A 14,330-nucleotide genomic window follows, 5' to 3' on the forward strand; every position below is an offset into this window, starting at 1 on the left:
TCGAAGACGTCCCCTGGGCGGGTCTCAGACGATGTGAAGTGAGGGGTACCGGTCCTGCCGGTCCCGGCAATGGCGGAGCTAGCTGTACTGCCCAGGGACGTTGGTTCGGTGAATGTGATGACTCGCTGGAGTCGTTGAGCCAAAGGTGAGGACCTCCGGTTGCACAGTGGAGTTGCTTAGACAACCGCTGCAGCGACCAGGAGGTCCTCATGTCCCACGCTAATGCCGCTTTGACTCCGCGCCAACGTTTACGCGTCGCGCGTCTGGTCGTTGACCACGGCTGGCCGGTATCCCGGGCTGCCGAGCAGTTCAACTGCTCCTGGCCGACCGCGAAACGGTGGGCGGCCCGTTACGCCGCGATGGGTGAGGCCGGTATGGCTGATAGGTCCTCCCGCCCGTACCGGGTGGCCAACCGGACGCCGCAGCAGCTGGTGCGCAAAGTTGTGCACCTGCGCTGGAAGCAACGGCTGGGACCGGTCGCGATCGGGGCGAAGCTGGCCATGCCGGCCTCGACCGTGCACGCGGTCCTGGTCCGGTGCCGGCTGAACCGCCTGCATCACGTGGACAAGCGCACCGGAGAAGTCATCCGCCGCTATGAGCACGTGACTCCCGGAGCGATGATCCATGTGGATGTGAAGAAGCTCGGCAACATCCCCGACGGCGGCGGCTGGCGCTACGTCGGGCGGCAGCAAGGCAAGCAGAACCGTGCTGCGACTCCGTCAAAGCCGCGCAGCAGACACCGTAGCCCGCTGATCGGGACCGCCTACGTACACACGGTCATTGACGACAATTCACGGGTCGCCTACGCGGAGATCCATGGCGATGAAACAGCGGCCACCGCAGTAGCAGTCCTGCAAAGGGCTGTGTCCTGGTTCGCTGCCCGCGGCGTCATCGTGGAACGGGTTCTCTCTGACAACGGGGCGGCCTACAAATCACATCTCTGGCGGGACACCTGCCAAGAACTGGGGATCACGGCAAAGAAGACCCGGCCATATCGCCCGCAGACCAACGGCAAGATCGAACGCTTCCACAGAACCCTTGCCGATGGGTGGGCATTCAAGCGCTTCTACGCCACGGAATCAGCCCGCAGAAACGCCCTCCCGGCATGGCTGCACCACTACAATCACCACAGGCCCCACACCGCAATCGGAGGCCACCCGCCCATCAGCCGCTTAACCAACCTGCCTGGGCAGTACAGCTAGCCCACCCGTGCAAGGTGGCCGGTCTACGGTATTCCGGCAGGCCTACCGGGGGATATCAGGCTCTAAGCAGAGTGCTGGTCGGCCAAGCGGGCCTTGATCCGCTCGCTGGCGTCCAGAAGGGAGGCACTGTTCACTGCCGCCGCCGCAGTCGGATCGCTGTTGCGGGCAGCGGTAATGAGATCCTGCTGGTACCGCCACAGCGAGTCGTCGTTCCCGTTGTCGAGCGAGCCCTGGGCGCCCACGATCTTGTACGCACGGCACTGTTGCCACAAGCTCCTGATCATCTGGAGCAGCACCGGGTTGCCGGCGGCCTGGTACAGGATGGCCAGCATTGCCTCGTCATGGTCCAGCGTGGGGATGACCTGCCGCTCGTCGATCGCCTTGCGCATGAGGTCGTATTCGGCCTGCATCCGGTCGCAGTCCTCCGAGCTGACGTTTTCGCTGCCCAGTCGCGCCGCTTCGGTTTCCAGCAGCCGCCGGACGTCGTAGACGTGGATCAGCTCCTCGAAGGTTAATGTCTTGACCACCGCGCCCTTGTGCGGCTCGCGCTCGGCGAGTCCGATCTCCTCCAACCGCCGGATTGCCTCACGGACAGGCATCACGCTCGTCCCCACTTGCTCGGCCAGGTCGCGCACCTTGAGGCGTGAACCGGAGGGAAGGTCTCCGCTCAGGATCGCGGCGCGAATCATCGAATAAACCTGATCGGTCAGCAAGGTGGGCTCTGCGCGCTGGGATATGACCACAGATCAAATATACGGGTGAGCCGGGAGGCTCGGCCTTGGCTTGCCCGGCCAGTCCAAAAGATTTTGCGACAACCCCCTTGTTTGATTTGTGATCACATCTTATGGTGGTTTGTGTCACAACGCTTGGATCCCACCTAGGGGAGGGACTCGTGGTTTGGCTTGGTACCCAGCCAATGATGGCAGGTGCCTGACAAGAGACTTATCTCCTTGTGGTGAATCCGCAGGGCCGGCCCTTACGCCAAGGAACCGGGGCGTGCACTCGCCAACACATCAGTATCAACACAGCTAGGAATGGGAATCATGAAAGACGCAGTTATCGTCGGTGGTGGCCTGGCCGGACTCTCCGCAGCTTGGCGGCTCCGGCACTGGGACACAGTAGTCCTGGAGTCTGGAGACCGGGTTGGCGGTCGCATCCGCTCCGAACGCCGGGGTGACTACTGGCTGAACTGGGGCGGGCACGTCTTCGCCGGCGCCGGATCCTCCACCGATGCGCTGCTTAATGAGGTTGGCGTTATGGCAGTCGAGATTCCCGGGTCACTGCAGGGCCTGTCGATGAACGGCAAGTTCATCAAGAAGGGGCACATCGCCACCTACCCTTTCCGCATTCCAATGTCCCTCAACTCCCGTATTGACACCTTCCGCGCCGGCCTGAAGGTGGTCAGCGGAGTGGCAAAGTACACCGGGGTGGTCCGGAAGCGTGCGGGGGAGTCCGGTGCCATGCGGCAGCAGCGCATCTACGACTTCGAGAACAACACCTCCTTCCAGGACTTCGTCGGCAACCTCTCCGAAGACGCGGCTGCCCTGTTCAAGACCACCGTCACCCGCTCTGCCGGTGACATGGACCAGATTTCCGCCGGCGCAGGCATCGGTTACTTCAGCCTTGTCCTCGGATTCGGCCAGGGCCTCAGCCGGGGCATCGTGGGTGGCCCGTCCACGCTGACCGAGTCCATCGCAGCCGCCATGGGTAGTGACCGTATCGAACTCGGCGCCGTGGTCCACGAAGTTGTCCATAAAAAGGAATCCGTGCTGGTCCGGTACCGCCAGGATGGCGTTGACCGCGAAGTTGAGGCGCGCACCGTTGTCCTGGCCACCACCGCCGACGTGTCGCACCAGGTCGGTGTGGATCTTCCGGAGGACCTGCGCGGGGCATTGAGCCAGATCAAGTACGGCCCGCACGTCAGCACCGCGTTCCTCACCAACGAAACCAGCGCCCGCCCGTGGGACGACCTCTATGCCATCGCAGCTCCCAAGCGCTCCTTCGCGATCGCCCTGAACCAGGCCAGCATCGTCCGCGGCACCGAGTCCGTGCGCAAGCCCGGGGGGAGCTTCATGACGTTCTCACCGGCCAGTCTGGGCAGGGCCCTGTTGGAGAAGAGCGAGGAGGACGTCATCAAGACGCACCTCACCGACCTTGACCAAGTTCTTGGCCACGGCTTCGCCGACAGCGTTGTGGAGGCCAAGGTGGACCGGTGGAAGAACGCTTCCCCTTACTGCTTCCCGGGCCGCGCCAAGATCCAGTCCACCCTCATGCGTGGAGCGGACCGAGTCTTCCTGGCCGGCGACTACCTGGGAACCCTCTACACCGAAAGCTCCATCACCACCGGTTTTTCCGCAGCCCAGGAGGCCGCCAGCGTCCTGGCCACCCAGCGCCAGGCCCCGCACCAGTCCGGCCTGTCCGTCGTCGCCTGACCCCCTAGACCGCTGACCACACCCACGAACTTCACTAAGGAACCATTCATGTCGCAGAACCTCCGCGGTGTTCTCACCGCCCTCTCCACGCCCTTCAACCAGGACGAAACCATTGATGTCGAAACCCTCCGCCGCATCGTGGACCGCTCCATCGACGCCGGTGTCGACGGCGTGGTTGCCGCAGGCTCCACTGGTGAGGTCGGCGCCCTGTCCTCGGAGGAACGGCTGCTGCTCATCGAGACCGTCATCAAGCAGGCCAACGGCCGCGTGCCGGTCATCGCCAACACCGGCGCCACGTCCACCGCCGAGGCCATCCGCCTGTCCCAGGCCGCCGAGAAACTCGGCGCAGACGTGCTCATGTTGATCACCCCGTACTACGAGCCGCTGTCCCTGGAAGAGACCGTCACCTACATCAAGGACGTGGCCAACTCCGTCACGATCCCGGTGATGCTCTACAACATCCCTGCCGTTACCGGCGTAAACCTGGACCCGGCCACCGTCCGTGCCCTCGCCGAGGAAGTGGAGAACATCCGCTACATCAAGGACTCCAGCGCCAACTGGGAGCAGGCACTGCAGCTGATCCACCACCACTCCGACGTCATCGGCACCTTCATCGGCTGGGACGTCTACCTCTACAGCGCTCTTGTCGAAGGCGCGGCCGGCGTCATGGCAGGCACCGCCAACGTGGTCCCCAACGAAATCGTTGCCGTTAGCCGCAGCATCGCCGAAGGTGACCTGCAAGGTGCACTTGACCAGTGGAAGCGCGTGTACCCGGTCATCGATGCCCTGCTCTCCGTGCCATTCATCCCCGCAGTCAAGGTCGGCCTAACCCTCCAGGGTCTTACCGCCGGCGTGCCCAAGCGGCCCACGGCAGAGCTCAGCGCCGAGGACCACGCCCGCGTCGAGCAGGCACTGTCCGCCCTCTACCAGACGGTGGCATAGCAATGAGCACGACCAAGACCTCACCGTTCACAGTTGTGCGGGCAGAAAACACTCCTGCCCCATCCCTTCCACCCTTTGGCCAGTTCATTGGCGGCGCGTTTGCTCCGTCCACCTCGGACGAAAAGGTCGACGTCGTCAACCCGGCCACCGAGGAAGTTCTCACCCAGGTGCCCGCCGGCTCCGTCGAGGACGTCGACGCTGCCGTCGCTGCCGCAGTCGCTGCCAAGGCAGCGTGGGCGGCGACAACGCCCAAGGAGCGCGCGGCCGTCCTGCTGCGGATCGCGGACATCATCGAATCCAACCGGGAACTGTTCGAGACCCTGGAATCCGCCAACACCGGCAAGACGGCGATGGTGGCCGAGGACGACATCTCCAGCGCCATCGACACCTTCCGGTTTTCCGCCGGCGCAGCCCGTGCCTACAACACCCTGGGCGCGGACGACTACGCCGAGAACCACACCTCGGTGATCTTCCGCGAACCCGTGGGCGTCGTCGGGGTGATTACGCCCTGGAACTACCCGCTGCTGATGGCTGCCTGGAAGATCGCCCCCATCCTCGGCGCCGGCAACACCCTGGTGCTCAAGCCCTCAGAACAGACACCCCTGACCACGCTCAAACTCGCAGAGCTCATCGCCGATGAAGTGCCCGCCGGTGTGGTGAACATTGTCACCGGGCCCGGACGGGTGGTGGGCAACAGGCTCGCCGAGCACCCGGATGTCGACCTCGTGGCCATCACCGGAAGCGTCGGCAGCGGCCAGAAGGTCGCCGCAAGCGCCTCATCCTCGGTCAAGCGCGTGCACCTGGAACTCGGTGGCAAGGCCCCCGTCGTGGTCTTCGCCGACGCCGACCTTCAAGCCGCCGCCGAGGGCGTGCGTTCTGCCGGGTTCTGGAACGGCGGCCAGGAATGCGGCGCCGCCTGCCGCGTCCTGGTGCACGAATCGGTCGCGGACAAATTCATCGAACTCCTCGTCCGGGAAGTCAGCGACATCTCCATCGGCACCCCCGGTACCGGAGGCGACGTCGAAATCGGCTCCATGATCTCCGGCGCCCATTACGAGCGGGTCCTGGCAGCGCTCGAGGACATCCGCAAGGACGGCCTGACCATCGCCGTGGGCGGCAACGCCATCGACGGACCCGGCTACTTCATCGAACCAACCGTGGTCACCAACGTGCCCGCCGGCGCCCCGATCACCAGCAACGAGATTTTCGGCCCGGTGGTATCCGTGGAGACCTTCAGCACCGACGAAGAAGCCGTGGCCCGCGCCAACGAAACCATCTACGGACTGGCCGCCTCCGTGTGGACCAAGGACTCCGCACGCTCCCTCACCGTGCCGCGGCAGCTCGATTTCGGCACGGTCTGGGTGAACTCGCATCTGGTCATCGCCACCGAGATGCCCTGGGGCGGCTTCAAGGGCTCAGGCTACGGCCGGGACCTCTCCGCCTACGCCCTGGACGATTTCTCCCGCACCAAGCACGTCATGTACAACCGCGGATAAGGCCAGGTCGACAATGTCCCAACGCCAACTTCTCAAAGAAGCGAACAAGGCGAACCCCTCTGTCCCTCCCAGGTCGCCAGGAGTGATCATGTCTTCCATGAAGAACCAAACGGCCCACAAGGCTGTTGCATCAGCGGCCAGCAAACGACGGTTCCTGATCAGAATGGTCACTGTCCTGATCGGCGGAATGGTGCTGGACGGCTACGTCCTGGGCATCATCGGTCCGGTGTCGGGGACCATGGCCCAGGACCTGCACCTAACGGCCCTGTGGCAGGGCCTCATCGCCGCCGCCGCCCTTGTCGGCATCCTGATCGGATCACCTATCGGTGGATGGGCCTCCGATAAGTGGGGCCGCAAGCCGATCTTCATGTTCGACATCGGAATTTTCGCCATCGCCTCGGGAATGCAGTTCTTCGTCGACTCACCGGTATTGCTCGTTGTGGTCCGCCTGCTGATGGGAATCGCGATCGGCACCGAATATGCCGTGGGCTGGCCCCTGATGGCTGAGTTCTCACCCTCCCACCTGCGCGGACGCCTGATGGCCGCCATGGGGATTGCCTGGTACGGCGGCTTCATGGTCGCATTCCTGACCGGCCACCTGCTCAGCACATACACGCAGCTGAGCTGGAACTTCATCCTCGGCACGAGCACCTTCATCGCAGTGGCCATCTTCCTCGCCCGGCTCGGAATGCCCGAGTCACCACGCTGGCTGTGGAGCGTTGGACGCAAGGACGAAGCCCGTGCCCTCGCTGCCAAATACATGCCCGAGGACGCACTCGAGGACGTCCAGCACGAAGACGTCCGCAAGGGCAGCTTCGGGATGCTGTTCTCCAAAGAATACTGGCGGTCAACACTGTTCATCTCGGGCTTCTGGTTCTGCGCCGTGACACCCTACTTCGCGATCGCCACATTCGCAGACAGCGTCCTGGACCAATACGGACTCTCGGGCGGCCTCGCAGGCGGAGTCGGTCTTTCCGCCGTCGCCCTTGCAGGCGTGATCGTCACGTTCCTGCTGATCGAAAAGATTGGCCGACGTGCCCTGACCGTCCCGCCGCAATGGTTGTGCGCCATTGTCCTGGCAATCATTGGGCTCTGGGCCGGTGCGCCGGCCATCATCGTGCTGATCCTGTTCCTGGTCTTTTCATTCTTCAACGCCGGATACAACACGTTGACGAACGTCTACCCGGGTGAGGTCCTCCCGACCGAAATCCGCGGAATCGGAACAGGCTTCGCGGCTGCCGTCAGCCGGGTCGGGGCAGGCATCGGCACCTTCCTGCTTCCGATATCAATGCAGAACCTTGGACCAGGTCCCACCATGCTGATCGCAGCCGGGGTCGCATTCGCCGGAGCCGCGTTGTCCCAGTGGCTCGCCCCGGAAACCAAGGGCAAAACGCTCACGGAAGCGGCCGCCGGGTACGCACACTAGCTACGACCGCCTCCACGCCGGCCGCTTTCCCTTCTTCTGTATGAGCTTGCCCCGAGGTATCGGGGCAAGCTCATTGTGAAATCCATGACGACTCAATAACGAACAGGAACCTGAGCTTTGGACAAGCGACGCATCAAAGACTGGACGATCCTCCCCGGGGCAAGTGTCGAGATCCGCCAGCAGGGGACCAGCGTTTGCAGCGGCTATGTAGACGCAGTTACTGACGACGGGAAAATCCTCTGGGTCAGCTCTCCTGCACAAAACCGCAGGCTCTTCGAAAAGGCTGAGTTCTACGAGGCCTGGGCAGCGGAGGACCGAGACGGTTTCCATTACGAAGTCACCAAGAGCCTCGAAAAAGCAGATGAAGTATCGGCGGAGTAAGCCCCAGACTAGTTCGAGCGTTCGTTCACCATTCCGGGCCGTGCGGCATCAGCAGGCTATGCGGAACATGCCGCCCGCGGCGGCTCAATGACGGCGAGCTGGCCGGTAGTGTCCGGAACGCCGGGAAGTTGCACCGGCGGCGCTTCGCCGGAAGCCGCACCATAGTCCGCACGCATCCGAAAGAGTGCGACAGCGGAAATCAGGAACCAAGCGACGTTCGTGGCAACGGAAGGCCAAGCTCCATGGAAGGCGCTGTTAATGATGAATGCGCAGGCACCCACGAGGTTCGCACTCTGGAATGCCCGCCCGGTCTTCAGCCAGCCCATAGACACGGCGAGGTACGCTCCAAGTATCGCGACGGCGCCAGCCCAACCGGCAACTTCCCAAACCAGTTCCATCGTGCCCCTTCCGTAATCGTTACCTGGCAATTGTCCGGGGCCCAAGAGATGTAGTTCAATTGCATTCTTCTGAAGACCTCGTTTAGGAATGCTTAACATGGATCTGGACCCCCGCCGGCTACTTGTGCTTGTGGCCGTCGCCCGGACCGGGGGCATCCTCGCAGCTGCCGACGAGCTGCGCCTGACGCCATCCGCCGTGTCCCAGCAGATCAACAAATTGGAGCGCGAAACGGGCCACGCGCTGGTGGTACGTACTCCGAAAGGCTCAGCGTTGACCCCCGCAGGCGTAGCGATTGCGGAAGCCGGCGAAGAAATCGAACGCGCGCTCAGCGTGGCCCAGGCCCGAATGGAGGGCGGCGCCGAAGTGGCCGGCGAGGTGAGGGTGGGCGGCTTTACAAGCTTCATTCGGACACTGGTGATTCCACGTCTCCCCGAATGGCGGAATCAGTACCCCCAGCTAAAGATCCGCATCATCGAGGACGATTTCCCGGCGTTGATGCGGCTGCTGCGTCAACGCCAGCTTGACGCAGTGGTGGTCGAATTGGATTCGACCACGGCCGCACAGCTTTCACTCGGCGCCGGCATGATCGAGGAACCCCTGCTGGACGAACCCTGGAAGCTGGTAGTCCCCTCCGGAGCACTGTTTAGCACCGAAAACGTGGACCTTGGTCGCCTGCCGCTCCCGTGGCTCGGGGTGGACTCCTCAGCCGCAAACTCCACGGTACTCGGAAGGCTTCGCCAGTCGACTGGCGCCAACATTGAGACAGTGCACCAGTACCAGGAAACCCTAACGGCCCTCGCGCTGGTCGCTGCCGGCGAGGGAGTGGCCATTGTGCCCACCCTGGCGCTGGCCGGCGTTGTCCATGACGGCGTCGAGATCTTGGACATCCCCGGCCTGGGGACGCGTCGCATCGTTCTGCGACGGCTTGACGGCCGCCAGCGTAACAGCACGCCGGTGGATACCGTCGCCCGGCTGCTGCGCGAATCAGCCGCGGCCTTCGATACGCGGTCGGCGTCCTGACAGGCACCGATTATCCCCACCCCCCTCTGGAAATGCGTCCAGATCTCCGCAGTCCCGTTCGTTGCAAACGGCGGTTGCGGGACCAGGGCTAAGCCTCCTGGCCTGGGGAGAACGCGCTAATAAAGGCGGGAAATGACCCCGTTTGGCGCCCCTCCCCCGGCTATTTCAGAGAGCCGATAATGGAGACTACGTAAAGCTAGGGTGTCACAGGCTCCCGCAACGTGAAATCAATGCCGGTCCCCAGCAGCGTCTGAAGCGTCGCTAACTTACTGCTCATTGGCTGGTCTTTTTGTTGCTTGTTGACGGCGTTCATCGCCCACACCAATGGGGAAACCGCTGTTCCCAAGTGATCATTAAGCGCGGGGTGACGAGCCGGGAAGTACACACCAATGCCGCCGTCGTCATCCTTGTCCAGGTAGCTATTTGAAACGGCTAGTGATCCATGGCTGTACGGGCTGTACATACGGTAGATGACGTACATAGGTGTATCGCCACAGTCCAGAGCGGCAATCATTCTGTCGAACCGTCGCGCTTCATATGCGAGATGATCGCGGGGACGTTCAGGCTCAGCCTTTATGCGGTCCAGCGTTTCACGAAGTTCTTCGAAAACGGCCTGACCGTCCATCTCCTTTGCGGTGTTCTTCTGTTGCCGCTGATCATCCCAGCGAAGGGCTTCGAAGCCCTCAGCTCCCCTCAGCGTGAGCCACACGCAAGTGATGCCAAACTCAAAGATTGATCGTGCCAGAATGCCTCTGGCTATACGGTTTTCTGGCAGCGTATCCAAACAACTGCGTGTGCATTCGGCCGCCGCGTTAACCAATCCGACACTGTTAAGGAAAGCGTCAAGATCGGTCTCCTGAGGGTTTGCTGCGACTCCGGGCAGCGCAAACCAGGCATCGATGAGCTTCCGGATTCGCCGCTCAAGGTTGGCGTCAGTTGTCTTCAGGGTCTGCACCTTCGGTTACGGAGGTTGATAGTCCGCGCGGAGGTTAGCGCTCAAAGTTCTTGCAGGCTTGAGAGCGGCCCCTGCACGATGCTGTGGCTGTTGTTGACGCGGTACGAACGGCCACTAAAGTTTCGCTCTCAACGAGGGGGCCCCACTTTAACGGGGCCCTGTGTCGTCTCCAGTTTAGGGCAGGCGTCCTTGTCTGGACGTCGTAGCAGGCCGCCTGCAGTTGGCCCAGCAGAATCCTTGCCTGCTCGGGGCCATAATTAACCGCCCCACCGGGGCCATCTAAACCTGTCCCAGTCATTCGTATACTTCGGTCTCATGTTGAGGATGAAACGTCACATCGCTTAGGGGACACTGACAGCATGGTAAACGAACTGAATGTGGGCGATCGGCGTTACGGAAATATCATTGACGGCGATCCGGATACGCCGTCCTTGACCGCAACCCTTATGCGGACTGAGCAGGGCGTCTCCTTCTCGATGACGTTCAACCATGAAGAAACCCCCGAGTATCGGCGTTGGTTTACCGACGGCGGTCTTATGTTCCCTATAAGCCCGGAAGAAACTAAGCCGGTTGGCCCACCAGCGGAACTTATGTTCGTAGATTCTCACGGCCAAATCGCGCTTTTGGGCTGTCGCGCAGTGAACTGGCACTCTAATTTTCATACTGGATACGGGACCATCGAAGCCAGTGCGGCAGTCATAGGGGCACCATCCATTGCCTATGCGAAAATTACAGGCCTTCGCTCCGAGGTTTCGGGTCTGAGGTCCTGGATCGGTGCAACTAGTGTCCGGGACTCCTTGGAGAGGGACCTGGACACGAACAAGACAAAGCAGACGGTTGTGCTGGAGTCCCCCGACTCGATCAACATCCCCGATTCAGGACTTACGTTTAAACCCGACTACTTTTTCTCGCGGAAAACGAACACCGTGAATATTAGAGACATGGTTTATCTGATAAACCGAACGGAACAAGACGAACCTTGGCACGTCCATCAAGGTGCTCAGCTAGCCGTACGCGACCTCCTTGCCATTTCTCGATGGCGTGCGGAAACAGTCATACCTGCATATGCGTCCCGCTCCGACGATCTGCTGCATGACAGAAAGGGCCAGCCAACCCAGAATCCATGGTGGCGCAAAGCCATTTTCTCCGGTACACCATCTCCGATGGAGGAAACCACAAGGATCGAACACTTGATCTGGTGGGACGAGTTGAAGCCTGAAGGAATGGCGAAGTGGATCAAACTTCGCGAGGACTTGCACGTGCGATTGATCCGGCCGTATCAAGCATCTACTTGAAGCAATCGATAATCGAAGTACAACTGACCCAAATGGCCATCGGCCTTGAAGCACTGGGGTATTTGATTGCCATGCGCGACGATGGCAAAACCGAAGATGAAGCCAACTCTCTCAGCTATAAGGAACGACTGCTTCGCATAGCCCAGGATGTGTCTGGTGTTCTTCCCTTCGTGAACAAGACGTGGGCGCAAACGATGGCCACCGCGTACAACTCCCTCAAACATGTGAACCGACGTAGCCAACCGATTCCGATGGTTGCTAACTGCTGGCGTGAAGGGACTCTCCTCTTCCGAGCATGGATCGCAGCTGAGCTGGGGCTTGACCACGAAGAAATTAAGTCCCGCTTGGCACGAGATCGACACGCTTATCCGCTGGTCGAAGCCAGCCGCCTATAACGCACCCCCGATCAGTTCGGAACGGACAGGTTAATAAGCCAAATAGATCCGTGGTCCGCGGCGTCCTGCCTCGGGTCCAGTTGCGGTCCTTCGACATCCAAGGGCCGGAGTTATGAGTCTCAACCGGGAAAAGCCCCAGAGCTTCTTGAGGCGCCACATCTGCAATCAGATGCATGATTCTCCCGTCTAATGACAACCAAGACCTACCGCCGATATTGGACGTTGTGTTGGGTGGGGTAGCAGGGCTAGAGGCTCTGCGTAGGAGGAAGTGGCTGTGGATTTACTCCATTAGCGAGGCGGAGGTATTGGTACACCCTTTCTCGGCTGATTCCGTAATCCCTGGCCAGGACTACTTTCGGGATACCACTGCCGGCGCGTTGGACCAGTTCGGCCGCCCGTTCCGGTGTCAGAGACTTCTTTCGTCCCTTGTACACGCCGCGCTGCTGGGCCAGGGCGATGCCTTCCCGCTGCCGTTCCCTTATAAGTGAGCGTTCGAATTCGGCGAACGCGCCCATAACGGAGAGCATGAGGTTGGCCATGGTGGAGTCCTCGCCGGTGAAGGCGAGCTGCTCCTTTATGAATTCGACGCGTACGCCGCGGCTGGTGAGTCCTTGGACGAGTGCGCGCAGATCGTCAAGGTTGCGCGCCAGTCGGTCCATGCTGTGCACGATGACTGTGTCGTCGTCGCGGGCAAACCGCAGCAGTTCCGTGAGTTGCGGCCGTGCGGTGTCCCTTCCGGAGGCTTTGTCGGTGAAGACCCTGTCCAGTACCTGGCCTTCGAGTTGGCGTTTCTCGTTTTGGTCCAGAGTGCTGACCCGCACGTACCCGATGCGCTGACCGAACATGGTCGCCTCCAAACCCTTAGGTGTGTGTTTGAGTTTCAGGGTCCGCTTGACGCACGTCAAGGCTTCCGCCCTGGTTGCGAGGCGACCTTGGATTCGACTCCCAACGTCGATGTCGAGCGGGTGTCTTGTCACGATCCCAGCTGTTTTCAGTTTGGCGCCGAAGTGAAGCTCCGGTCGGCCGCTATGTGACCGGAGCTTGACCATGCATGAACTGGCCGCCTACACCACCTTGGGATCGAGTTGCTGAAGTGACCCCCCGTTGGCCGGACTCCTTGGGACTGGCGCTTTCCGCGCCGGCCGCTCTATTTGCCGACCATTCATCTAGCATCAGGCTATGGCCCAACGACCGACGGACATGAGTGGCTTTGTCACGGCGCTCGTGCCCATGCTCTCCCGGAGCCTGGCCGAGGAGTTCAATGTCTTCCGGGTGATGCACCACGGCACCCACGAGAAGCAACTTTCCAACGTCTTCGCCTGGCTGCTTGCCACCGATGCGACTCACGCACTCGGGGATGCCTTCCAGCGCATCTTCCTCGAGAGAATCAACGCCGAGCTGCCGGCTGACCAGCAGTTGCCTTCCGCCGGCTACCGCGTGGCCCAGGAAGTCGACACCAGAGGAGACGAGGAAGCCGCTGGCGGCCAGGTCGGCATGGACATCGCCGACCTTCTCCTCTTGCGAGAGGATGCCGCCGTCGTCGTCGAGAACTACGCGACCACCGATGGGCACGGTCACGGCTACCACCGGTACCTCGCCCACGCTGTTGGGCCCGGGAGAGCGGCCGCAGTCGTTTTGCTCTGCCACCGCCGTGAGGCCCACCGCCAGCAAGATGGGTGGGAACAGGCTGTCGTCGTCACCTATGCCGAGGTTTTAGGGGAACTTCGCGCACACGTTGATCGCGATCGGTCGTGGCGTCGGGGGCATCGTGAGCAGCTTTTCTTCATCCAGCAGATGATTGACCACTTCGTGGAAGGCCCGACGGCAGTGAACCTCGACGACCAGATTTCCTTCATCAAGGCGATGTGCGAGACCGGGGAGTCTGCACGTTACGGGTACCGGCCGCAGGATCGTGCGGCCCAGGAGTTCGCCGATCTCATCGCCGAGCATGCGCGGCGGCAGCTGGAGGACAGCCGCAAGACCTTAGCCGCTGTGAAGGCCGGGCTGCGCAGCTTTGCGGAGACGACGCTGACGGAGCAGGTGAACGAGATGGTCGAGAGCGGGCCGGTGACGAAGGTCGAGGCGAGGCTCGCCGGAAAATGGGAGTGGTGCGTCGCTATGCGACGCGCTGATGTGCAGCCTACGATCCTCCTCGTGTTCGGGCCCACTGCCGTCGTGGAAAACGAGCGGGCGCCAGAGGTGGTGTCCGACCCTGACTACTCGCGAGTGTTCGTGACGCTTAAGGCCGCGGGTCAGCAGGGCTTCGAGCCGATCGTGCAGACAGGCGTCAGTCTCGATGAGGTCATCAACGGGCTGTCTCAGGACGATCACCGTTTGCGAGACGCCGTGCTGGCGGTGGCATCCGGAGGCTGACGGGGACTGAGGTA

The 14,330-nt window shown here is 61.7% G+C and carries 14 protein-coding genes; 10 read left to right on the plus strand and 4 right to left on the minus strand.

Annotated features, from left to right (window positions below):
• Positions 1-209: 209 nt before the first annotated feature.
• Positions 210-1,202: an IS481 family transposase gene (locus ACEN9K_RS01600; protein ID WP_495635069.1), complete on the plus strand. Its 993-nt coding sequence runs from the start codon at positions 210-212 to the stop codon at positions 1,200-1,202.
• Between the two features lie 62 nt (positions 1,203-1,264).
• Here the strand turns inward: ACEN9K_RS01600 and ACEN9K_RS01605 are convergent, their stop codons facing one another.
• Positions 1,265-1,945, minus strand: a complete 681-nt coding sequence (locus tag ACEN9K_RS01605; protein ID WP_495635070.1) for a GntR family transcriptional regulator — start codon at positions 1,943-1,945, stop codon at positions 1,265-1,267.
• A 300-nt stretch (positions 1,946-2,245) separates the two neighbouring features.
• Here ACEN9K_RS01605 and ACEN9K_RS01610 point away from each other — a divergent pair, with 300 nt between their 5' ends.
• From ACEN9K_RS01610 to ACEN9K_RS01630, 5 genes are all read left to right on the plus strand, one after another.
• Entirely contained in the window at positions 2,246-3,634 is a 1,389-nt protein-coding gene (locus ACEN9K_RS01610) for a protoporphyrinogen/coproporphyrinogen oxidase (RefSeq protein WP_495635071.1), read from the plus strand.
• Between the two features lie 48 nt (positions 3,635-3,682).
• Positions 3,683-4,576, plus strand: a complete 894-nt coding sequence (gene dapA / locus ACEN9K_RS01615; RefSeq protein ID WP_495635072.1) for a 4-hydroxy-tetrahydrodipicolinate synthase — start codon at positions 3,683-3,685, stop codon at positions 4,574-4,576.
• 2 nt (positions 4,577-4,578) lie between these two features.
• The gene (locus ACEN9K_RS01620; RefSeq protein ID WP_495635073.1) at positions 4,579-6,072 is read left to right on the plus strand and encodes an aldehyde dehydrogenase family protein; all 1,494 of its coding nucleotides are present in this window, start codon (positions 4,579-4,581) and stop codon (positions 6,070-6,072) included.
• Between the two features lie 88 nt (positions 6,073-6,160).
• The gene (locus ACEN9K_RS01625; protein ID WP_461841898.1) at positions 6,161-7,498 is read left to right on the plus strand and encodes an MFS transporter; all 1,338 of its coding nucleotides are present in this window, start codon (positions 6,161-6,163) and stop codon (positions 7,496-7,498) included.
• Positions 7,499-7,615: 117 nt separating this feature from the next.
• Positions 7,616-7,879 carry a hypothetical protein gene (locus tag ACEN9K_RS01630; RefSeq protein ID WP_495635074.1) on the plus strand — a complete coding sequence of 88 codons (264 nt, stop codon included), beginning with the start codon at positions 7,616-7,618 and terminating at the stop codon, positions 7,877-7,879.
• A gap of 56 nt (positions 7,880-7,935) precedes the next feature.
• Here the strand turns inward: ACEN9K_RS01630 and ACEN9K_RS01635 are convergent, their stop codons facing one another.
• Positions 7,936-8,277 (minus strand): CBU_0592 family membrane protein, encoded by a 342-nt coding sequence (locus tag ACEN9K_RS01635; protein WP_461841999.1) that lies wholly within the window; start codon positions 8,275-8,277, stop codon positions 7,936-7,938.
• 97 nt (positions 8,278-8,374) lie between these two features.
• On the opposite strand from ACEN9K_RS01635, the gene ACEN9K_RS01640 reads away from it, so the two are divergent.
• Complete coding sequence (locus tag ACEN9K_RS01640) at positions 8,375-9,298, plus strand: LysR family transcriptional regulator (protein WP_495635075.1); 924 nt, start codon at positions 8,375-8,377, stop codon at positions 9,296-9,298.
• Positions 9,299-9,494: 196 nt separating this feature from the next.
• Here ACEN9K_RS01640 and ACEN9K_RS01645 read toward each other — a convergent pair whose 3' ends face one another.
• The gene (locus ACEN9K_RS01645) at positions 9,495-10,253 is read right to left on the minus strand and encodes a DUF5677 domain-containing protein (RefSeq protein ID WP_495635076.1); all 759 of its coding nucleotides are present in this window, start codon (positions 10,251-10,253) and stop codon (positions 9,495-9,497) included.
• Positions 10,254-10,612: 359 nt separating this feature from the next.
• On the opposite strand from ACEN9K_RS01645, the gene ACEN9K_RS01650 reads away from it, so the two are divergent.
• Positions 10,613-11,548, plus strand: coding sequence for an ApeA N-terminal domain 1-containing protein (locus tag ACEN9K_RS01650; protein ID WP_495635077.1), 936 nt, complete (start codon positions 10,613-10,615; stop codon positions 11,546-11,548).
• A 32-nt stretch (positions 11,549-11,580) separates the two neighbouring features.
• Positions 11,581-11,943 carry a HEPN domain-containing protein gene (locus ACEN9K_RS01655; RefSeq protein WP_495635078.1) on the plus strand — a complete coding sequence of 121 codons (363 nt, stop codon included), beginning with the start codon at positions 11,581-11,583 and terminating at the stop codon, positions 11,941-11,943.
• 245 nt (positions 11,944-12,188) lie between these two features.
• On the opposite strand, the gene ACEN9K_RS01660 is transcribed toward ACEN9K_RS01655, so the two are convergent.
• Complete coding sequence (locus ACEN9K_RS01660; protein ID WP_495635079.1) at positions 12,189-12,788, minus strand: recombinase family protein; 600 nt, start codon at positions 12,786-12,788, stop codon at positions 12,189-12,191.
• A gap of 334 nt (positions 12,789-13,122) precedes the next feature.
• Between ACEN9K_RS01660 and ACEN9K_RS01665 the strand changes: the two genes are divergently transcribed.
• The gene (locus ACEN9K_RS01665; RefSeq protein WP_495635080.1) at positions 13,123-14,316 is read left to right on the plus strand and encodes a PD-(D/E)XK nuclease family protein; all 1,194 of its coding nucleotides are present in this window, start codon (positions 13,123-13,125) and stop codon (positions 14,314-14,316) included.
• Positions 14,317-14,330 lie beyond the last annotated feature (14 nt).

It is taken from the genome of Pseudarthrobacter sp. Pseusp20 (assembly GCF_059492155.1).

Bases quoted from the DNA above. Each gene is read 5' to 3' on its own strand.
- ACEN9K_RS01600 (WP_495635069.1), top strand. From the start codon at position 210: ATGTCCCACGCTAATGCCGCTTTGACTCCGCGCCAACGTTTACGCGTC.
- ACEN9K_RS01610 (WP_495635071.1), top strand. From the start codon at position 2,246: ATGAAAGACGCAGTTATCGTCGGTGGTGGCCTGGCCGGACTCTCCGCA.
- dapA (WP_495635072.1), top strand. From the start codon at position 3,683: ATGTCGCAGAACCTCCGCGGTGTTCTCACCGCCCTCTCCACGCCCTTC.
- ACEN9K_RS01620 (WP_495635073.1), top strand. From the start codon at position 4,579: ATGAGCACGACCAAGACCTCACCGTTCACAGTTGTGCGGGCAGAAAAC.
- ACEN9K_RS01625 (WP_461841898.1), top strand. From the start codon at position 6,161: ATGTCTTCCATGAAGAACCAAACGGCCCACAAGGCTGTTGCATCAGCG.
- ACEN9K_RS01635 (WP_461841999.1), bottom strand. From the start codon at position 8,277: ATGGAACTGGTTTGGGAAGTTGCCGGTTGGGCTGGCGCCGTCGCGATA.
- ACEN9K_RS01640 (WP_495635075.1), top strand. From the start codon at position 8,375: ATGGATCTGGACCCCCGCCGGCTACTTGTGCTTGTGGCCGTCGCCCGG.
- ACEN9K_RS01650 (WP_495635077.1), top strand. From the start codon at position 10,613: ATGGTAAACGAACTGAATGTGGGCGATCGGCGTTACGGAAATATCATT.
- ACEN9K_RS01655 (WP_495635078.1), top strand. From the start codon at position 11,581: ATGGCCATCGGCCTTGAAGCACTGGGGTATTTGATTGCCATGCGCGAC.
- ACEN9K_RS01660 (WP_495635079.1), bottom strand. From the start codon at position 12,788: ATGTTCGGTCAGCGCATCGGGTACGTGCGGGTCAGCACTCTGGACCAA.
- ACEN9K_RS01665 (WP_495635080.1), top strand. From the start codon at position 13,123: ATGGCCCAACGACCGACGGACATGAGTGGCTTTGTCACGGCGCTCGTG.